The organism is Streptomyces sp. NBC_01808 (assembly GCF_035917395.1).
In the GTDB taxonomy this organism is placed as follows: Bacteria; Actinomycetota; Actinomycetes; order Streptomycetales; family Streptomycetaceae; genus Streptomyces.
On sequence record NZ_CP109072.1, the window covers coordinates 413,395 to 434,469 of the forward strand.

Here is a 21,075-nt window from a genome sequence, read left to right on the forward strand (position 1 = left end):
TGAAAGGAGAACCGCCCGCCGCGATCGCGGCGGGCGGTTCTCTTGTTGCTTTGCTTTTCTCCAGGGTTGTTCTCGCCGCGGGCTTTGCCTCGCCGCGGGCTCGGCTTACTTCGCCGCCCGCAGCACCGCCGCCTCCGCATCCTTCAGCGGCGCCGCCGTCAGCGGCGGGCGGCCCTGCTGCCGCATCGACGCCAGGAACTCGGGCGTCTCCAGGCTGCCCAGCGGTGCGGTGAGCGTGGTGACGGCCGTGAGGGCGTCGCAGACGCGCTCGTTGACCAGGGACGCGCTGGTGACCAGGTCGGCGAACCCCTGCCGCTGCGCGGCCTGGGTGGTCAGGCGGGGGTCGCTGACCGTGGCCTTGTTGTCGGGGTAGCACAGGTCCTGCGAGGCGGAGAGCAGCCAGGGCGCGTCGGCGGCGGCGGCGATGGCCTGCTGCGCCGTACGGGCCAGGCCGGGCTTCAGCCCGCCGGCGCGGCTCAGGGAGGTCTCCAGGGCCCGGGCGGACTGGGCGGCGACGCTCATGCCGTGGCCGTGGATGGGGTTGAGGGACACCACGCAGTCGCCGAGCGCGACGAGCCCTTCGGGGCGGTCGGCGAGGCGGTCAAGGTGCATGCGGCGGTTGAGGGTGCTGCGGGTCGTACGCACCGCCGTCAGCGGCTCCGCGGCCTCGATCAGGTCGGCGATGATCGGGTCGCGCAGACTGCGGGCGAACTCGGCGAAGCGCGCGTCGTCGGCGGTCGGTTCGCCGCCGCGGGTGCCGGAGAGGGTGATGATCCAGCGGCCGTCCTCGATGGGCAGGAGCAGGCCGTTGCGGCCGGGCTGCCCGGTGCGGTGGTCGGCGTAGACGCTGACGACGGGGAAGTCCGCGGGGGCGCCGGCGGGGGCGCGGAAGACGCGGGTGGCGTAGGTGAGTCCGGTGTCGACGCTCTCCTCGGCGGCGGGCGGCAGGCCGAGGTCGGTGAGCCAGTGCCGCAGCCGGGAGCCGCGGCCGGTGGCGTCGACGACGATGTCGGCGGGCAGTTCGCGCGTGCCGCCGTCCGAGGTGCGTACGCGGACGCCGGTGACGCACGTGCGGTCGCCGAGCAGCCCGTGCGCCTCGGTCCTCGTCAGCACCTCCGTGTCCGGGTGGTCCAGGGCGGCCTTGCGGACCGTCTGGTCGAGGAGGGGGCGGCTGCAGGTGAGCGCGTAGTGGGAGCCGGGGAAGCGGTGCTGCCAGCCGTAGGCGCTGTAGAGGACCATGTCCTCCTTGACGCCGATGCGGTGGGCGCCGGCGGCGCGCAGCCGGTCCAGGGTGCCGGGGAGCAGCGCCTCGATGGCCTCCGCGCCGCCGGACCAGAGGATGTGCGCGTGCCGGCCCTGCGGGACGCCCTTGCGGGGCTCGGGCTCCTCCGGGTACGTGTCGCGTTCGACCACGGTGACCTGGTCGACGTGGTCCCGCAGTGCCCGTGCGGCCAGCACGCCGGCGAGACCGCCCCCGAGTACGACTCCGTGAACTCGGGTGTTCGGGCCCCGGGTTGCTTCCGCCATTTGCTGTTCCGCCCTTTCCGCATGGTCCGGTGCCGGGCGGTTGCCGTATGCCGCCCGGTTCACCATGCGGGCCCCGGCTTGGGGGTGACTTGCCGGTTTCTAAAGCCTTTTCCGGCTACGAAGGCGGAGGTGAATGGCCTTACGCTACGGGCCGGTTCAACGGATCCGAGTTTCCGGAAGGATGCCCTCATGCGGGATTCCTCCATGCAGGTCGAGACCGAGATCGAGCGGTGCGTCGCGTCTGGCATGTGCACGCTCCTGGCCCCGCGGGTCTTCGACCAGGATGAGGCGACAGGTCAGGTCGTGGTGCTGGAAGAGCGCCCGGCCGAGGAGCAGTGGGAGGCGGTGGACGAAGCCGTGCGCTCCTGCCCGGGACAGGTCATCCGGTTCGAGGAGTCGGCCGAGCCTGCCGACGCGCCTTAAGCACGCCCAAGTCCGCCTTAAGGCCATAACCCGAGGCTGGGCGGAAAGGCGTGGACCGGCAGTGCCGGCCCCGCGGCTTCGCATGCGGAGGAAGGAAACGCGTCATGTCGGACACGCTGTCCACGCCGCCCCGGCGGTTGCCGACCGAGCGGCCGCGCCCGCTGGACCCGCCGGAAGAGCTGGGCCGGCTGCGTGCCGAGGAGCCGGTGAGCCCGCTGCTGTATCCGGACGGGCACGTGGGCTGGCTGGTGACGAGTCACACCGCGGCCCGGAAGGTCCTCAGCGACCAGCGGTTCAGCGCCCGGGGCGACATCAAGAAGGTGCCGTTCGAGCTGCCCTCCGGCGGCCGGCCCTGGGAGAAGGTGCCGCCCGGCTTCTTCATGCACATGGACCCGCCGGACCACACCCGCTACCGGCGGCTGCTCACCGGCCAGTTCACGGTGCGGCGGATGAAGGCGCTGGAGCCGCGGATCGAGCAGATCACCGAGGAGCACCTGGACGAGATGGAGCGGCAGGGTCCGCCCACGGACCTGGTGCCGTCGTTCGCGCTGCCGATTCCCTCGCTCGCGATCTGCGAGCTGCTGGGCGTGCCGTACGGCGAGCGCAAGCGTTTCCAGGACCACTCGACGACCGTGATGCGCATCGGCTCGTCCGGCGAGGAGGTGGCGGCGGCCTTCGCCGCGATCTACGGGCTGATCCACGAGCTGGTGCAGCTCAAGCACAAGGAGCCCGAGGACGACCTGCTGAGCGGGCTGATCGCGACCGGTGAGCTGAACGACGCGGAGCTGACCGGCATCGGGATGCTGCTGCTGATGGCGGGGCACGAGACGACCGCCAGCATGCTGTCGCTCGGCACGTACGCGCTGCTGCGCCACCCCGGCGAGGTCAAGCGGCTGCGCGAGGACCCGAAGCTGTTCGGCAACGCCGTCGAGGAGCTGATGCGTTACCTGACGATCGCCCAGTTCGGCGTGCCGCGCACCGCGCTGGAGGACGTCGAGCTGGAGGGCAAGCTGATCAAGGCGGGCGACGGGGTCACGGTGTCCCTGTCGGCGGCCAACCGCGACCCGGGGCGCTTCGAGGACGCGGACAGCTTCGACGTCAGCCGCTCCACCTCCGGGCACATGGCGTTCAGCTACGGCATCCACCAGTGCCTGGGCCAGCAGTTGGCCCGGGTGGAGATGCGCATCGCCTACTCGGCGCTCTTCCGCCGCTTCCCCGACCTGCGGCTGGCGGTCGAGCCGGAAGAGGTGCCGCTGCGCGCGGAGGCGACGATGTACGCCGCGAGCTCGCTCCCGGTGGCCTGGTGATCACGTGCTCGTTCTGAACCCGGAGAGCGGCCTGCGGGTCGCCGGCCTCGGCACGGCGTCGCCGGGCCCGCCCATCGACAACGCGACCCTGGGCCGCCGCATGGGCCTGGGCCCGATGTGGGAGCAGTGGGCGGAGGCGTTCGTCGGCACGAAGTACCGCCATCTCGCGGTCGATCTGGAGACCGGTGAGCCGCGGTTCTCGCTCGCCGACCTCGGCGAGACGGCGGGTCGGCGGGCGCTGGCCGCGGCCGGCCTGGAGCCGTCGGACGTCGACGTGGTCGTGATGGGCACGGCGATGCCCGACATGCTGATGCCGACGACGGTGAACGTCGTCGCGGACCGGCTCGGCATCGACCAGGTGCCGACGTACCAGTTGCAGTCCGGGTGCTCGGGCGCGGTGCAGGCGCTGTCGGTGGCGGCGGGGCTGCTGCTGTCGGGCAGCCACCGCACGGCGCTGGTGCTCGGCGGCGACGTCTCGGCGAAGCTCGTCGACCCGGACATGGACGCCGCGGCGCTGCCGCCCGCACAGTTGGTGAACCTCATGCTGTTCGGGGACGGTGCCGGCGCGCTGGTGCTGACCGCGGAGCCGTCGCCGGGGCCCGCGCTGCGGGCGGTGTTCACCAGGCTGGTGGGGCTGGGCAAGCAGCCCGGGCAGACGCTCGACTGGTACGGCGCGAGCCGCCGGTTCGACGGCCCGCCGGTCAGCGAGGACTACAAGGCGATCGAGGCGGCGGTGCCGGAGATGGCCGCCGAGTCGGCCGGGGAACTGCTGGACGGGCTGGACTGGAAGCCGGACGAGCTGACCTACGTGCTGCCGCCGCAGCTCTCCGGGCGGATGACGGCGAAGATCCGGGAGCGGATGGGCGCGCCGGAGGCGCAGGAGGTCTCCTGCGTCGACGAGACCGGCAACAACGGCAACGCGCTGGTGTTCTTCCAACTGGAGCGGCTGCTGCCGAAGCTCGCCGCGGGCGACCGGGCCCTCGGCGTCGCCATCGAGTCGAGCAAGTGGATCAAGTCGGGCTTCGCGCTGGAGGCGACCGGCTGACGGGATCGCAGAGGTCCTCAACGGGCGTCGCGCGCCGCTGTGTTCACGCAGCGGCGCGCGGCGCCCGTGGCGTACGGGCTCCGGGGGCATGCACAGCCGCGGGGCCGGAGGCGCCCTCGGTGGCGGCCCGGCGCGCCGGGCCGCCACCGCTGCGTACGACCGCTTTAGACCCCTCCAAGGCCCCGTCAAGCCCCGCTGGCGAGCCTGGGGGCGGTCCGCCCGCGCCTCTCCCGTCGCGCCCGCCCGGCGGCCCGCTGCGCTGGTCCACCAGGAGGTGTGAGATCCGTGTCCGCTGCCCCCGCTCCCCCGCCATCCACTCCGGATCCCGTCGCGGAGCTGCACCGGTCCGGAAGCCTGGTCGCGGAGTACCCGAGACTCCCTGCGCTGCTGCACGGCCTCGGTGAGGACGAACGGCAGCGCGCCGGGCGGCTGCTGTCCCGCCTCTCCCCCGACGAGGTGCGCGCCGTCCACCCCGGCATCCCCACCGTGTCCGTCGCGGTCACCGGGCACGGCACGGTCGCCGGCCTCGTGCCGCCGCTCACCATGGAGCTGGCCAGGCACGGCATGCTGCTGCGCTCCCACGTCGCGGACTACGACAGTTGGCTGTTCGACCTCGCCGACCCGGCCGGCGAGGTCTACGCCGCCGGCACCGACCTCGTGGTGTGCCTGCTGGCCGCCGGGATCGTCTTCGACGAGGTACCGCGTCCGTGGCGGCCCGAGGACGTCGAGCGGGTGCTGACCGAGAAGGTGCACCTCCTCGGCAAGCTCGCGGCCACCCACGGCACCTCCGGCTCCGGCACCCTCGTCTACACCACGATGCCGCTCCCCCGGGAGTTCACCGCCCAGCTCGTGGACCACCGCTCCCGCGCCCGGCTCGGCGCCGTCTGGCGCGAGGGCAACGCCCGGCTGCTCGGGCTGATGGACGAGCACCCCGGCCTCGTCGTCCTCGACCTCGACCCGCTCCTCACCGGCCCCGCCGCCCTCGCCGAGGACCGGCTGGCGACCTACGTCGGCACGCCGTTCGCGGCCGAGCTGACCGCCGCCGTCGCGCGGGAGGTCGCGCACCTCGCCCGCAGCCGGTCCGGGCGGGCGAAGAAGGTGCTCGCGGTCGACCTGGACAACACGCTGTGGGGCGGCGTGCTCGGCGACGACGGCCGGGAGGGCATCGAGGTCGCCGACGGCCGCACGGGGCGCGCGTTCCAGCGCATGCAGCGGGTGGTCAAGCAGCTCGCCTCGCGCGGGGTGCTGGTGGCCGCCGTCAGCAAGAACGACGTGGAGCCCGTACGCGAGGTGCTGCGCGACCACCCCGAGATGACCCTGCGCGAAGACGACTTCGTCCGGGTGGTCGCCAACTGGTCGCCCAAGCACGACAACCTGCGGGCGCTGGCCGAGGACCTCAACCTCGGCCTCGACTCGTTCGTCTTCGCCGACGACAGCCCCTACGAGTGCGGCCTGGTGGCCCGCGAGCTGCCCGAGGTCACGGTGCTCCACCTCGACGGCGACCCGGCGCTGCACGCCGGGCGGCTGCTCGCCGACGGCTGGTTCGACGTACGGGACCTCACCGACGACGACGTCCGCCGCCCCGAGCGCTACCGCGAGGAACTGGTCCGCAAGGACTTCCTCGACTCCTTCTCCTCGCTGGACGACTACCTGCGCGAGCTGGACGTACGGGTGGAGCTGACCGCCGCCGCCGAGGCCGACGTGCCGCGCGTCGCCCAGCTCACTCAGCGCACCAACCAGTTCAACCTGACCACCCGGCGGCTCCAGCAGGACGAGGTCGCCTCCCTGGCCGGCTCGCCGGGGAACCTGGTCCTGGCCATCCGCTCCGGCGACCGCTTCGGCGACAACGGCCTGGTCGGTGCGGTGTTCGTACGGACAGACGGGCCCGTGTGGCACGTCGACAACTTCCTGCTGAGCTGCCGGGTCTTCGCGCGCGGCATCGAGCAGGGCTGCCTCGCCGCGCTGCTGGAGCACGCCAGGGCCGAGGGGGCCGAGGCGGTCGCGGCACGGTATGTGCCGTCGCCGAAGAACGGCAAGGTCAGGGACTTCTATTCACGGAACGGCTTCGACGCCCACGGGCACGCCGAGGACGGGACCGCCGACTTCCGTCACGAGCTGCGGCAGATCGACGCTGTGCCCGGCCACCTCGCCCTGACCGTGCGCTGGGCGCGGGAGGGAACACGATGAACGACGTCACAGAGCTCAAGGAGTTCGCGCTCGTCCACGCCAAGGCGCTGCAACTGCCCCCCGGGCAGTACGAGAAGGTGCTCGACCGCATCACCAACGACGAGGACGGCGCCCCCGGCTCGTGGACGGCGGAGTGGTCGGCGGCGGCCGCGGAACTGGACGGCGCCGGGCAGTTGCTGCCCGCGTTCCTCTGCTACACCATGGCCCGCTTCCCCGTCGTCGACGGCCCGGCGCGGCAGGAGGCGTACGAGAAGTGCCGGTCGGCGTTCGACCGCTGGAGCGCCGGCCAGCAGGGCATCGAGCGGGTCACCGCGCCGCTGGCCGACGGCGAGGTGGTGGCCTGGGCCGGCGGGCTCTCGGCGGCGGAGCCGAAGCCGGTGCTGCTGGTGACGGGCGGGATCGTCAGCCTCAAGGAGCAGTGGGCGCCGGTGACGCTCCAGGCGGCGGCGCTGGGTATGGCCATCGTCGTCACCGAGCTGCCGGGCATCGGCGAGAACACCCTCCCGTACGACCGGGAGAGCTGGCGGATGCTGCCCGCCGTGCTCGACGCGATTGCGGACCGGGCCGACGTGGCCGACACGTACGCCCTCGCCAACAGCTTCGGCGGGCACCTGGCGCTGCGCTGGGCCGGGCACGATGCCCGGCTGCGCGGCATCGTGACGTCGGGGGCGCCGGTGAGCGAGTTCTTCGGCGACGCCGACTGGCTGCGCGGCGTGCCCGGCATCACCCGGCACACGCTGGCCCGGCTGACGGGCACCGCCGAGGGCGACGACGGCGCGCTGCACAAGGCGCTCGCCGACTGGGCGCTGACGCCCGAGGAGCTGGCCGCGCTGGAGATCCCCGTCTGCTACTCCGCCAGCCTGCGCGACGAGATCATCCCGGCCGGGGACCCGGCGTTCGTGCGGCAGCACGTGAAGCAGGTCAGCATGAACGAGTTCGACGACGTGCACGGTGCGCCGGCGCACGTGCAGCAGACCGTGGACTGGACGTTCGGCTCGCTGCTGGCGATGCGCCAGGGCCACGCCCTGCGCTGAGGCCGCTCAGCCCGCCCCTCCCGGCCTCCGGCCGGTCCGCTGGAGTCCCGCAACGGCCGCAGGGCCCCCTGGCGCGCCAGGGGGCCCTGCGGCCGTTGCCATACGGGACGGGCGTATTCCGGCGGCCGCGCACTCGGATATCGGGCAGCGGATACGCTGTGGTGAATACCGGGCATTTGCGAGAACGGCGGATGATCACGATGTATTGGCCGGGGGGCGTGAATGTGTCACACACGCCGCTGCGCGCCCTGCGCAATACCCCTGACAACACCTAGGGGGGACTTAGGGGTGGGTAGGGGTTTCGGCACCCCCTACCCCCTCCATAACCTGCAAAGACCTGTACAGCATCGCCGCGTCACACACAAGCTCCCCTGCCTGTAGCGGCGAGAGAATTGAACAACAGTGCCATGGAAACTGAGCACTTCGGCCTAGAGAAATTCATCGGGGGTTGAAAAGTGCAGTACGAAATACTCGGACCCGTCCGGGTGGTGGACAGTCGCGGCAGCAGATTCGTGAGCGCCAAGAAGATGCAGGTGCTCCTCGTCCTGTTACTGATCCGTGCCCGGCAGGTGGTCTCGATCGACGAGGCCATAGCCGAGATCTGGGGGCAGAACCCGCCGCGCCGTGCGACCGCGGGCATCCACGTCTACATCTCGCAGCTCCGCAAGTTCCTCGGCGAGCCCGGCAGCCGGAACAATCCGATCCTCACCCGCCCGCCCGGCTACCTGCTGCACCTGGAGGACGACGAGTTCGACGTGGACCGCTTCCAGGAGCTGCTGCACCGGGGGCGCCTGCACCTGAAGGAGGGCCGGCCGGAGCAGGCCGCCACCGCCTTCGAGGACGGGCTCTCCCTGTGGCGCGGTCCGGTCCTCGGGGACCTGTGCGACGGCCCGATCATCGCGGGCTTCGCCACCTGGCTCGAGGAGACGCGCCTTGAGTACCTGGAGTGGCTGATCGAGGCGCAGTTGAGCCTCGGGCTGCACCGCGAGCTGATCGGCCGGCTGTCCGCGCTGACGGCGGAGTACCCGCTGCGGGAGACGTTCTACCGGCAGTTGATGCTCGCGCTGTGCCGCTCGGAGCGGCAGGCGGACGCGCTGCGTACGTACCAGCAGGCCAGGACCCGTCTCAACGAGGAACTCGGCCTGGAGCCCTGCCGGGCGCTGCGCAACCTGCAGCAGGCCATCCTCGTCGCCGACGAGCGGCTGGAGCTGCCCGCGGCGGTCTGACGAGGCCACCCGGTCCTGCTACGACGAAGGGCGGGCGAAGCCACCGGCTTCGCCCGCCCCTTCGGCTTGTCCGGCCCGGATACGGGCCCGCGGCGGGGCTTCCGGGGTCAGGCCCGTACCGGCTGCCGCAGTCGCGCGGCCATCTCCGCCAGGACCCGCGCGCCGCTCTGGTCGCCGTGGACGAAGAAGTGGTCACCCGGTACGACCAGCAGCTCGAACCCGGCATCCGTCAACGGCCGCCACCCGTCGGCGTCCTGCTCCGCGACCACCGGGTCGCCGGCGCCGTGGAACGCCGTCACCGGCACCCGCAGCGGCGCCTCCGCCGGATCGTGCCGGTAGCTCTGCACCACCCGCAGGTCCGAGTAGCCCGCGCCGTCCATGGCCACGTCCGCCTTGCCCGCCAGGTGCTCGCCCAGCTCCGCGCGCAGCGCCGTGTCGTAGAGCCGCGGCTGCGCCCGCCGTACCCGCGCCAGCTCCTCGTGCTCCGGCATCTGCTCGTAGCCGAGCCGCTGGGTCACCGCGCGCAGCCGGGCGCCGAGCGGGTTCTCGCCGCCGGTCGGGGCGCTGAACGCGCCGACGAACAGGTGCCGCAGCAGCTCCCCGTACTCCGCGCCCAGCCGGTGGGCCAGGCGGTACGCGAGGAGGGCGCCCATGCTGTGCCCGTAGAAGGCGAACGGCCGGTCCAGATACGGCTTGAGCGCCTGCGCGACGGCGTCGACGGCCTCGTCGGCGTCGGCCAGGCAGCGCTCGTCGGCGCGCTCCTCCCGGCCGGGCAACTGCACGGGCACCACCTCGACACCGGCGTCCGCACCGCCCGGCCAGTCCCGGTAGAGGGACGCGCCGCGGCCGCCGTACGGGAGGCAGAACAGCCGCACGGCGGCGTCGTCCTGCGGCGTGACGGGCAGCCAGAGCCTGCCGTCCACGTCGTATGGGCGGGGCGCGGCCGGCTCGTCGCCCGCAACGGACCCGCAGAGCCGCTCCACCACCTCGTCCAGCGACGGCCCGGCGATGAGCAGGTCGACCGGGAGGTCGACGCCGGTCTCGGCGCGTACCCGCTGGCGCAGCTCCAGCGCGGCGAGGGAGTCCAGGCCCGTCTCGGCGAGCGGCCGGCCGCTCGGGACCTCGGCGGGCGGCAGTTGGAGCAGTTCGGCGACCATGCCGGTGAGCAGGTCCCGCAGCGCGGCGGCGCCGTCCGGGCCGTGGAAGCGCTGCCGGGCCGCGTCGTCGCGTACGTCGTCGACGGGAGTCTCGTACGTCCCGGTGCTCGGGCTGATGACACTGATCTCGGTGCCGCGGCCCCAGCCGACCGCCGCGCCGTCCTCCGCGCACAGCAGGTGTTCGCCGACCAGCAGTTCGCCGACCGGCGCGGTCAGCCGGACGTGGCACCACAGGGTGCCCTCGGCGGGCGCGCCGAAGCCGACCTCGCCGAGGCGGGCGGTCATGAACAGGTCCCGCTCGGCCAGTTGGGGGCCGGCGGCGAGCGCGTAGAGCTGCACGCAGGCGTCCAGCATCCCGGCGGGCACGGGAAGCGCGCGCTCCGGGCGACCGGTGGCGGTCCCGGTCTCGGCGGGTGTCGGCAGGCGGAAGCGTGCCAGCACCTCGCCCTCGCCGAGCCACGCTTCGTCGACCCATTCGACGGACGGGCCCAGGGGGACGCCGCGTTCGGCCATCTGCCGGTAGAACTCGGCGCCTTCGAAGCGTACGGGGCAGCGCTCGCGGATCTCCGCCCGCGCCGCCTCGGGCAGCGGACCCGGCTCCGCTCCCCCGCCGCCGGGGCGCAGCCGGCCGGCGGCGTGCCGGTGCCAGCCCTCGTCCCCGGAGGTGTCCGGCGAGGCGTCCCCGGCCTCCCGGCTGTGTACGGAGAACTCCGCCCAGCCGTCGCCGTCTGCCGGGCCGACCGCCAGGTGCACGGTGCGCTCCTGGCCGCGGGCGAGCGTCAGCGCCCGCTCGAACCGCACGTCGTCCAGCCGCAGCCCGGGGCCCGTCCCGGCCGCGGCGGCGAGCAGCTCCTGGTAGTAGCCGACGTGCAGGACCCCGGCGGTGTCGGCGACTTCGGGCAGCGCCGCGCGGCTGACGTCGGCCGTGTACTGGCGCTGCGCGAGCGGCGAGGCGACCTGCCGCAGCCCGAGCGCTCCCATGGGCGCACCGGCCCCGGACGCCGCGGGAGCGGCATCGAGTGCCGCGGCGTCCGGGCGGTGCGTACGGCGTCGGAACGTCTGACCCGGCAGGTCGAGCCGGGTCCGCTCGTAGCCGTCGTCGCAGGCGGACCAGTCGACGTCCTGGCCGGCGACGTGCCGGTCCGCCAGCCAGCCGAGGAGTTCGCGCCAGATGTCGTCACCGGGCAGCCCGCGGACCTCACCGGGGGCGTGCCGCCCCGCGGGGCCGCCGAGGTGGACGAGGGTGTCGTAGCCGTGCGCGGCGAGCGCCGCGGCGGCGGCCTCGGGGCGGACGCCGGGCCCTGTGCGCAGCCAGAACCCGGGGTCGGCGGCCTGGTCCGCACCCGCCTCGCCGGCGTCGGGCCCGTGCAGCAGCCGCAGCGCGCGCGGACGTTGCGGAAGCGCGGCCGGCGGGGCGGCGGCGCCGTGCCGGGCGGCGAGCAGGGCGCCGGCGGTCGGGGCGTCGAGGGCGCCGCTGAGGACGGCGGCGGCGAGGTCCCCGGGCGCGGCACCGCCGGCGACGGCGCCGGCGGCGATGCCCCAGTCGGCGAGCGTACGGACCAGCGCGATCTGGCAGGCCACGGTCCGTACGTCGGCGGCGAGCGCGGCGGGCGCGCCGTCCGACTCCGCCGCGGGAGCACGCAGTTCCGCGGTGCACCGGTCGACGTGTGCGCGGAAGCCCGGGTGGGTGGCGTACAGCGTCTCCGTGATGCGCTCCGCGGCGGGCGCGGTGGCGTCGAGGAGGAAGGCGACCGGCGGCGCGGGGGCCCGGTCGCGGGCGCCGACCGCCTCGGCCGCCGCGGTCTGCCGCGGTACCGCGGCCGGCTCGGGTCCTTCGCCCGCTGCGAGCGCGGCGAGCCGGCGCGCGAGGTCGTCACGCGAGGCGGTGACGAACGCGGTGCGGTGGGCGAAGTGCGCGCGGCGCGCGGTGGCGGTGTGGCAGAAGTCGGCAAGGGTCGCGTCGGGGTGCGTCGCGAGCCACTGGCCGTGCCGGGCGGCGGCCTCGCGCAGGCCCTCGGGGTCGCGCGCGGAGAGCGCGAAGACGTGCGCGGGGCGCTCGGGGCCCGCGGGGCGCGGCGGTTGGGCGTCCGGTTCGGTGAGCACGACGTGCACGTTGGTGCCGGAGAAGCCGAAGGAGCTGACGCCCGCGGTACGGGCCCGGCCGTCGGCGTGCCGCGGCCACGTCGCCGTACGGTCGCACAGCGCCACCGGCAGCCGCTCGACGCCGAGGCGGGGGTTGGGCTCGTTCAGGTGCAGCCCGCCGGGGAGTTCGCCGTGGCGCAGCGCGAGTACGGTCTTGATCAGGCCCGCCACCCCGGCGGCGGCCTCCAGGTGCCCGATGTTGGACTTGACGGCGCCGATGCGCAGCGGCGCCGCGGGGTCGCGGTCGGTGCAGAGCACGTCGGCGGCGGCGCGTACCTCGATGGGGTCGCCCAGTGCGGTGCCGGTGCCGTGCGCCTCCAGGTAGTCCACGGCCCGCGGCTCGACCCCGGCCGCGGCGACGGCGTCGGCGATCAGCTCGCGCTGCGCGCGGCCGTTGGGAACCGTCAGGCCGCTGGTGCGGCCGTCGTGGTTGACGGCGGAGCCGCGGATGAGGGCGAGGACCGGGGCGCGTACGGCTGCGGCGTCCGAGGCGCGCATGAGGGCGACCATGCCGCTGCCCTCGGAGCGTACGTAGCCGTCGGCGGCGGCGTCGAAGACCTTGCACTTGCCGTCCTCGGCCAGCGCCTCCATCCGGCACAGCGCGACCATCACGGCGGGCGACATCATGGCGCTGACCCCGCCGGCCAGGGCGGCGGTGCACTCGCCGCGGCGCAGGCTCTCGACCGCGAGGTGCACCGCGAGCAGCGACGACGAGCAGGCCGTGTCCACGGCGAGGGCCGGGCCGCGCAGCCCGAAGGTGTGCGCGATGCGGCCCGCGGCGACGCTGATCGCGGAGCCGGTCGCGGTGTACGGGCCCGCCGCCCGCGGCGACCGGGGCAGCAGGGTGTTCTCCGAGCCGGAGACGCCGACGAAGACGCCGACGCGCCGCTCGGCCGTGGTCCCCGACAGCAGCCCGGCGCTCTCCAGCGCCTGCCAGCTCGTCTCCAGCAGCAGCCGGTGCTGCGGGTCCATGTCGCGGGCCTCGGCGTCGGTGATGCCGAAGAACCCGGCGTCGAACGCGTGGGCGCCCTCGGCGAGGAACCCGCCGCGGCGGGTGTACGAGGTCCCGGGCTCGTTCCGGTCGGAGGAGTACCAGCCCTCGACGGGCCACCGGTCCCCCGGCACGTCCACGACGCCGTCGCGGCCCTCGCGCAGCAGCTCCCAGAACCGCTCGGGGCCGTCCGCGCCGCCGGGGAAGCGGCAGCCGAGGCCGACGACGGCGATGGGCTCCGCGGCCCGCGCGCGCAGCTCGTCGACCTGCTCGCGCAGGGTGCGCACGGCCTCCAGGGAACGCCTCAGCAGTGCCTTGTCCGTCATCGCCGTTTCCTCTCCCCCGCGGGCCGTGGGCTAGAGCCCCAGCTCGGTCAGGACGCCCTTCAGCTCTATCTCCACCGTCGAATCGCCCTTCGCGGCGGCCGGCTTGCCGCCGCCGGCCTTGGCGGCCGCCGCGGGCTTCTCCTCTGCGGGTCCGGCGGCCGGCGGCTCGATCCGCAGCACCCGCTGCAACTTGTCCCGTTCGGCGTGCACGACGCCGAACTCCGGCGCGGCGTGCCGCAGCGCCGCGTCGAACGCCTCCACCCCGACCGCGTTCTCCAGCGGCGTCAGGCCCAGGCGGCGGCGTACGAAGCCCTCCGTCGACTCGTCGACCCGCATGCCGCCGTCGCGCCAGAACGGCCAGACGAGCGCGATGCTCGCGCCGGACCGCTCGCCCGCGGCGCGCAGCTCCTCGCGGCGGCGGCTGAAGGCGTTCAGGAAGCGGCTGGCGAAGGCGTAGTCGACCTGCCCGGGGTTGCCCGCGAGCGCGGCGAGCGACGAGAAGACCATGAAGAAGTCGAGGTCGTCCGCGGCGGTCTCGGCGTCGAAGTGGACGGCGCCGTCGACCTTGCCGGCGAGGACCAGGTCGATCTCGTCGGCGGTCTTGTTGGGCAGCAGCCCGTCGCGCAGCACGCCCGCGGAGTGGATGACTCCGTGCACGCTGCCCCAGCGGTTGCGGGCGGCGGCCAGGATCCACTCGACGTCGCCGCGGTCGGCGACGTCGGCGCGCTCGTAGCGGACGTCGGCGCCCAGGGCGCGGATGCGCTCCAGGGCCTCCTGGCGCTCTCCGGTGAGCGGAGAGCGGCCGACGAGCAGCAGGTTCACCCGGGCCTGGCGGGCGAGGTGTTCGGCGAAGAGCAGGCCGAGGCCCCCTCCGCCGCCGGTGATGACGTACGTGCCACCCGGCCGGACCGCGACGCCGGCCGGCGCGTCGGGGCGTACCGCGGGCAGCTCGCGGAGCCTGCGCACCCGGCGGCCGTCCGCGTCGTGGCGGACCTCGGCGTCGGCGCGGGCGTCCGCGGCGAGTTCGGCCTCGCAGGCGCGCAGCAGGGCGGCGGCGGGGTCCTCGCCCGCGGCGGTGCGTACGGCGACGGCCTGCTGGACGAGCCGCGGGTTCTCGTGGTCGACGCTGCGGGCGAAGCCGCCGAACGCCTCCGCCAGCGGGTCGGGCCCGCCGTCGGCGTGGGCGGTGACGCGCAGCAGCCGCACGGGGGCGCGCAGGCCCTGCCGCAGGAGCGCCTGGCTCAGGTGGAAGACCGAGGTGAGCGCGGTACGCGGATCGCTCCACGCGTGCAGCACGGTGACCGGCGGGGCGTCGAGTCCGGCGAGCAGCGCGGCGTGGTCCTGGGCGGACCCGGCGCGTACGGTACGGCCGTCGCCGGCCACCTCGTACGCCTCGCCGGGCCGGACGCCGACGACGGGCGCGGCGCCGGAGTGGCGGTCGCGTACCCGCTCGGTGAGGGCGCCGTCGTCGTCGAAGACGAGCACGGGTCCGGTGAGCCAGGAGGCGGGGCCCTCGGGGGCGGCGGCCGGCTCCCAGCCGGCGGTGTAGTGCACGACCTGGAGGGCGCCGTCGGGCGCGGACTCCGGTGCCTCCGCGGCGGGTTCCGGCGCCGCAGGGGCGGCGGCGTCGTCGAGGCTCAGCTCGTCCAGCAGGTAGGTGGCGAGTTCGTCGATGGACGGGTAGTCGAAGACGACCCCGGCGTACAGGACCAGGCCCAGCGCCTCTTCGAGCAGGTTGCCGAGGCGGACGGCCATCACCGAGTCCATACCCAGCTCGAAGAAGCCGCGCTGCCGGTCCGGCGGGCTGCCGGGCGGGAACTCCAGCAGCTCGCCGAGCGTCTGCTGCATCCGCGTGGCCAGCGCGGTGTGGCGCTCGCTCACGGGCGCGGCGGCCAGCGACGCGAGCAGGTCCGCCGCGGCGGCCGCCTCCCGCGGCGCGGGAGCCGCCGCGGCGACCGTCGCCTCCGGGGCCTTCCGCGGCGCGGGGACGGGGATCGGCACGGCCGGTGCGGTCGGCCGTGCCGGGTTCGTGGCGCTCGGCTCCAGCCAGTAGCGCTCCTGCGAGAAGGGGTACGTCGGCAGCGACACCCGGCGCCCGCCGGTGGGCCGGGCCGCCCAGTCCGCGTCGCCGCCCGCCGCCCACAGCGCGGCGGCCTGCTCCGGTGCGGCGTCGGCGGGCACCGCGGGCGCGGCGCCCGACCGGCCGGGGCGGCGGCCGGTGCTGACGCTCCCGTCGGCGTCGTCGCCGGCGGCGACACGCGCGAAGCGCTCGGCGGCGTCGGCGAGGGTGCGGGCCGCGAACGCGGCGCGGTACTCCATCGGCTCCCTGCCGTGCTGGAGCGTGTACGCGACGTCGGCGGCCCGCGGCACCTCCGGGTCCTCGGCGCCGGGCTCCGCGGGCAGGGCGCGCAGGAACGCCGCCATGCGGGCCGCGTACGCGCGCAGGTTCTCGGGCGTACGGGCCGACAGCGGGAACACCAGCGGCCGGCCGGCAGTGGCGGCCGGGGCGGGCCGGGCCGGGGCCTCCTCCAGGATCAGGTGGACGTTGACGCCGCCCGCCCCGAACGAGCTGACGCCCGCGCGGCGCGGCCCGGCCACGGCCCCGCCGGGCCCGGGCAGCACCGGCGGCTCCCAGGTGGCGGTCTCGCGCTGCACGGCGAACGGCGTGCTGTCGAGGTCGAGGTTCGGGTTGAGTTCGGGGGTGTGCAGCAGGGAGGGCACGAGCGTGCCGTGCCGCAACTGCAGCACCACCTTGGTGACCTGGGCGATACCGGCCGCCGCCTCGGCGTGGCCCATGGTGGCCTTCACCGAGCCGATGGCGCAGGCCGGGCGGCCGTCGCGGCGGTGCGGGGCGGCGGCGTCCGCGTACGCCTCGGTGAGGCCGCGGACCTCGATGGGGTCGCCGAGGCTGGTGCCGGTGCCGTGCGCCTCGACGTAGCCGATGGAGCCGGCGTCGACCCCGGCGTCGGCGAGCGCGGCGCGTACCAGCTCGGCCTGCGCGACGGGGTTGGGGACGCCGTAACCGTACGTGCGGCCGTCGCTGTTGACCGCCGAGCCCTTGATGACGGCGTGGATCCGGTCGCCGTCGGCCAGCGCCCGGTCGAGCGGCTTGAGGAGCACCGCGCCGACCGCCTCGGCCGGTACGTAGCCGGTGCCGCCCTCGGCGAAGGCGCGGCACCGGCCGTCCTCGGCGAGGAACCCGGCCTCGGCGAGCATCACGTACTTGCTCGGGTGCAGCGACAGGTTCACCCCGCCGGCCAGCGCCATGGCGCACTCGCCGCGGCGGATCGCGGCGACGGCCAGGTGGATGGCGTAGAGGGAGGAGGAGCAGGCGGTGTCCAGGGTCAGGCTGGGGCCGCCGAGGTTGAGCAGGTGGGAGATGCGGTTGGCGACCGAGAAGGTCTGCGAGCCGACGATGCGCCAGACGCCCTCGTCCAGGTCGCCGCCCGCGAACATCTGGTAGTTGTTGTACGTCACCCCGGCGAAGACGCCCACCGAGCCGCGCTCGTCGCCGAGTTCGGGGTCGGCCAGCGAGGCGGGGGTGTACCCGGCGTCCTCCAGGGTCTCCCACGCGGTGGTGAGGAAGAGCCGCTCCTGCGGGTCGAGCAGCCGGGCGTCGCGCGGCGAGATGTGGAAGAACTGCGGGTCGAAGGCGTCGACGTCGTCGAGGAAGCCGCCCCAGCGCGGCCACTGGTCGCCGAACTTCTCGCGCGCCAGCTCCGCGTAGCGGCGGTAGCCCGGGCGGTCGAGTGGGATCTCGTCCACGCAGTCGTCGCCTGCCAGCAGCCGGTCCCAGAAATCGGCCAGGGTGGGGGCCTTGGGGTAGCGGCCGCTGATGCCGACGATGGCGATGTCCGCGGTGCCGGCCCCCGAGGCAGCGGGCTGCACGGCGGCGGGCTGGACCGCGGCGGGCTGCGCGGCGGCGGGCTGCGCGGCGGCGGGCTGGACGGCCGCGGGTGCGGGCGTCGCGGCGGGCAGGGTGCGTACCCGTCCCGCCATGTGGCGCGCGAGCGCGTCGAGGTTCTTGTACGTGAAGAGCGTGGCGCTGTCGACCGGCCCGTAGTGCTCCTCCAGCCGCCGGCGCAGCTTCTCCACCAGCAGGGAGCTGAGGCCCAGGTCGTCGAAGCCGGCCCGCGGGTCGATCTCCTCCGGCCGCCACTTCAGCTCCTCGGCGAAGAGCCCCACGAGATGCCCCAGCACGGCCTCCTGCGCGGCGCCCGCGCCGCTCGGCAGCGCGGCAGGGGCCGGGGCGGCGGCCAGGGCCGCGGGTGCGGGGGCTGCGACGAGGGCGGGCTGCGCCTGTCCTGGAGTCAGCAGGACGTGCGGGACGAGGTCCTGCGGGCGGATCGGGCGGCGCTCGAAGGGGTACGTCGGCAGGGGCGTGCGGCGTACGGGCCTGCCGCCGCGCAGCAGCGCCCAGTCGAAGTCCGCCCCGGCCGCCCAGAGCCGGGCGAGGGCCGCGGTCTTGCCCGCGGTGGCGAGCGCGTCGAGGTACGTGTTGCCCTCGGGCCCGGCGAGCAGCGCGCGCGAGAGGTCCGCGGCGCCGGTGGCCTGCCCGCTCCACCAGGTGTCGCCCTGGTCCTCGCCGCGCAGGAAGTGCACCAGCGCGTCGTACAGTTCGTCGACGTCCTCCGCGACGACCGCGAGCCGGGCCGCCATCGGCTCCCGGCCGAGCTGCAGGGTGTCGGCGAGCGCGGTGAGGGCGAAGTCGGCGGTGCCCTCGGCCGGCGCGTGCAGGTCGAGGTGGCGGACCAGCTCGCGGGCGTAGTCGCGCAGCGCGTCGGGCGTACGGGCCGACAGCGGGATCAGCAGCGGGGCGCTCGGCGCCTCGTCGGCGGCGGGCTCGCGCTCGTACTCCTCCAGCACGACGTGCGCGTTGCTGCCGCCGAAGCCGAAGGAGCTGACGCCACAGCGGCGTGGGGTGGCGGGTCCTTCGGGGGCGGTGTGGCGCGGCCAGTCGCCGGCGCGGTCGCCGATGCGGAAGGGGCTGCCGTCCAGGCGGATGTAGGGGTTCAGCGTCTCGAAGTGGCGCAGGGCGGGCAGCTTCCCGTACCGCAGCGCCTGCACCATCGTGACCAGGCCGGCGAGACCGGCCGCCGCCTCCAGGTGGCCGATGGCGGTCTTGACCGAGCCCAGCGTGATGTGCGGCTCGGCGGGGGCGTCGTGGCCCCAGGCGGCGTAGAGGCGGGCGAACGCCTGCTTCAGGCCCTCGATCTCGATGGGGTCGCCGAGGCTGGTGCCGGTGCCGTGGGTCTCCACGTGGGTGGCGGTCGCCGGGTCGAGAGCGGCGGCGCGCCAGGCGTCGACGATGACGTCGGCCTGCGCCTCGGGGCTCGGCGCGGTGAGCGACGCGGCGCGGCCGGAGTGGCCGACGGCGCTGCCGCGGATCACGGCGTGGATGTGGTCCCCGTCCGCCTCGGCGGCGGCCAGCGGCTTGAGCACGACGGCGACGACGCCCTCGCCGCGTACGTACCCGTCGGCGGACTGGTCGAAGGTCTTGCAGCGGCCGTCAGGGGCGAGCATCCCCGCCAGCTCGAAGCACTCGAACGGGGTGGGGCTGAGCATGAGGTTCACGCCGCCGGCGATGGCGAGCCCGCACTCGCCCGCGCGCAGGCTGCGGACCGCGCGGTGGACGGCGACGAGCGACGACGAGCACGCGGTGTCTATCGCCTCGCTGGGGCCGCGCAGGTCGAGCTGGTAGGAGACCCGGTTGGGCAGCACGGCGTGGGAGAGCCCGGTGGCGGTGTGCGCCTGGGGTCCGGCGGCGCTGTGGCCCAGCACCTCCGCGTAGTCCATGGAGCTGAGCCCGACGAACAGGCCGGTGCGGCTGCCCGCGAGGGCGTCGGGGCGGCGGCCGGAGTCCTCGACGGCCTTCCACACGGTCTGCAGGAAGAGCCGCTGGTGGGGGTCCATCAGCTCGGCCTCGTGCGGCGAGATGCCGAAGAACGAGCAGTCGAAGGAGTCGACTTCGTCGAGGAACGCGCCGTGCGCGCGGGCCGCGCGCTCCGCGCCCGCCCAATCGCGCCAGCGGGCCTCGGGGACCCGGGTGACGAGTTCGTCGCCTGCCAGCAGGCGCTGCCAGAAGCCCTCCAGGTCCGCCGCGCCGGGCAGGACGGCGCTGAGGCCGACGACGGCGACGGGGTACGGGTCCGGCAGCGGGGCGTCGTCTCCCGCGCGGCCGGCGCCGCGGGGGCCGGTGCGGGGGGTGTCGTCGCCGGCGTCGGGGTAGCGGGCGGAGACGAGATCGTGGTGCTCGGTGAGGAGGTGGCGCGCGAACGCCTCCAGGGTGAAGTGCTCGAAGAACACCGAGGGGGTGAGGTCGACGCCGAGGTCACGGCGCAGCAGGTCGGCGAACTCGATCAGCCGGATCGAGTCGAAGCCCAGCTCGCTCAGCTCGGTCTCGCTGCGCACGACGGCGGGTTCGACCTTCAGCACCTGCGCGACGGTGGTGCGCAGGTCCTTCAGGAGCGCCTGGTGCAGTTGGACGGCGGGGGTGCCCTCGGGGCGGGCGCGGTCGCGCTCGGGGCGGCGCAGGCGCAGTTCGCCGCCGGAGGCGGGTGCCGCCGCGGTCTGCGCGGCTTGCTCCGCCGCCACCGCTTCCCGCGCCTCCCGCGCTTCCTGGGCGCGGCGCTCCTCGTCCCGCCTGGTCGCCTTGATCAGCCCGCGCATGGCCCGGCCGGGGCCGACGGGCTTGATGTCCGCGACGCCCTGCGCGATGAGGTAGCGGACGGTGTCGGTCCAGCGCACCGGGTGGTCGAGTTGCCGCACCAGCGCGGCGGCGACGTCGTCCTCGTACGGCAGGGCGGTCACGTTCGAGATGACGGGCACGGCGGGCGGCGCGAGCGTGAATCCGTTCAGGAACTCGGCGAACTCGCCCTGGATCGCCGACATGTACGGGGAATGGAACGCGCCGCTGACGCGCAGCACGGTGAACAGGCCGGCGCCTGCCTCCTCGAAGACGGCGCGGGCGCCCGCCACGTCCTCGCGCGGTCCCGCGACGACGATCTGCGTCGGGTTGTTGTAATTGGCGATCGACAGGTTCTCCAGGCCCGGCCGGCCGAGGAGTTCCGCGACCTGTTCCGCGGTCAGCCCGACGACGGCGGCCATACCGCCGTCCGCCACCCGCGACATCAGCTCGCCGCGCTTGGCTACCAGCCGCAGCCCGGTGGCGAAGTCGAACGCGCCGGCGGCGTGCAGGGCGTTGTACTCACCGAGGCTGTGCCCGGCGAGATAGTCGGGCTCGGCGCCGCCGTCGGCGCGGTGGGCGAGGTGGCTCAGCGCGTTGACGACGAAGAGCGCGGGCTGCGTGTACTCCGTGTTCTGCAGCCTGCCGTCGACATCGTCGCGGCACAGCTCCTCAATGGAATAGCCGAGTATCTCGTCCGCGCGGGCGACTTCCTCCGGGAACCTGCCGAAGAGCTGCGCACCCATCCCTTTGTGCTGCGAACCCTGACCTGGGAATGCAAGCGCAAACATGTCGAGTCGTTCCTTCAGTATGCGTCTGTGAAATCCCGGTACGGGACCGCGGGGACTTTACGGCTACGCGTCCTGGCCGCGCAGCACTATTCTGGCGAGTCCATCGTGGCCCTGCCGACTAAGGGCCGTCTAGCGGCCCGCTAAAGCCGCGACCTGGAATTACCCGACTTGACGTCGCCGTTGCCCGCCGCCCATCATGACCTTACCTCAGCCAGCCCATTTCATGCCGCGACC

Annotated in this window: 9 protein-coding genes; 6 read left to right on the plus strand and 3 right to left on the minus strand. The window is 74.5% G+C overall.

The genetic code is table 11. From position 1 onward, the window contains the following. Positions 1–105: 105 nt before the first annotated feature. Positions 106–1,527: an NAD(P)/FAD-dependent oxidoreductase gene (locus OG946_RS01515; RefSeq protein ID WP_326794338.1), complete on the minus strand. Its 1,422-nt coding sequence runs from the start codon at positions 1,525–1,527 to the stop codon at positions 106–108. A gap of 189 nt (positions 1,528–1,716) precedes the next feature. On the opposite strand from OG946_RS01515, the gene OG946_RS01520 reads away from it, so the two are divergent. From OG946_RS01520 to OG946_RS01545, 6 genes are all read left to right on the plus strand, one after another. Next, a complete protein-coding gene (locus OG946_RS01520; RefSeq protein ID WP_326794339.1) occupies positions 1,717–1,950 on the plus strand; it encodes a ferredoxin in 234 nt (77 codons plus the stop codon). 104 nt (positions 1,951–2,054) lie between these two features. Continuing rightward, positions 2,055–3,257 (plus strand): cytochrome P450, encoded by a 1,203-nt coding sequence (locus OG946_RS01525; protein WP_326794340.1) that lies wholly within the window; start codon positions 2,055–2,057, stop codon positions 3,255–3,257. Positions 3,258–3,261: 4 nt separating this feature from the next. Beyond that, positions 3,262–4,302, plus strand: a complete 1,041-nt coding sequence (locus OG946_RS01530) for a 3-oxoacyl-ACP synthase III family protein (protein WP_326794341.1) — start codon at positions 3,262–3,264, stop codon at positions 4,300–4,302. 285 nt (positions 4,303–4,587) lie between these two features. Beyond that, positions 4,588–6,489: an HAD-IIIC family phosphatase gene (locus OG946_RS01535; protein WP_326794342.1), complete on the plus strand. Its 1,902-nt coding sequence runs from the start codon at positions 4,588–4,590 to the stop codon at positions 6,487–6,489. Continuing rightward, complete coding sequence (locus OG946_RS01540) at positions 6,486–7,523, plus strand: alpha/beta fold hydrolase (RefSeq protein ID WP_326794343.1); 1,038 nt, start codon at positions 6,486–6,488, stop codon at positions 7,521–7,523. Before OG946_RS01535 ends, OG946_RS01540 begins: the two co-directional genes overlap by 4 nt. Before the next feature lie 455 nt (positions 7,524–7,978). Further along, on the plus strand, positions 7,979–8,749 hold the full coding sequence (locus tag OG946_RS01545; RefSeq protein WP_326794344.1) for an AfsR/SARP family transcriptional regulator: 771 nt from the start codon (positions 7,979–7,981) through the stop codon (positions 8,747–8,749). Positions 8,750–8,856: 107 nt separating this feature from the next. Here OG946_RS01545 and OG946_RS01550 read toward each other — a convergent pair whose 3' ends face one another. Both OG946_RS01550 and fabD read right to left on the minus strand, forming a co-directional pair. Beyond that, positions 8,857–13,365 (minus strand): beta-ketoacyl synthase N-terminal-like domain-containing protein, encoded by a 4,509-nt coding sequence (locus OG946_RS01550; protein WP_326794345.1) that lies wholly within the window; start codon positions 13,363–13,365, stop codon positions 8,857–8,859. A gap of 30 nt (positions 13,366–13,395) precedes the next feature. Then, entirely contained in the window at positions 13,396–20,841 is a 7,446-nt protein-coding gene (fabD, locus tag OG946_RS01555) for an ACP S-malonyltransferase (RefSeq protein ID WP_326794346.1), read from the minus strand. Positions 20,842–21,075 lie beyond the last annotated feature (234 nt).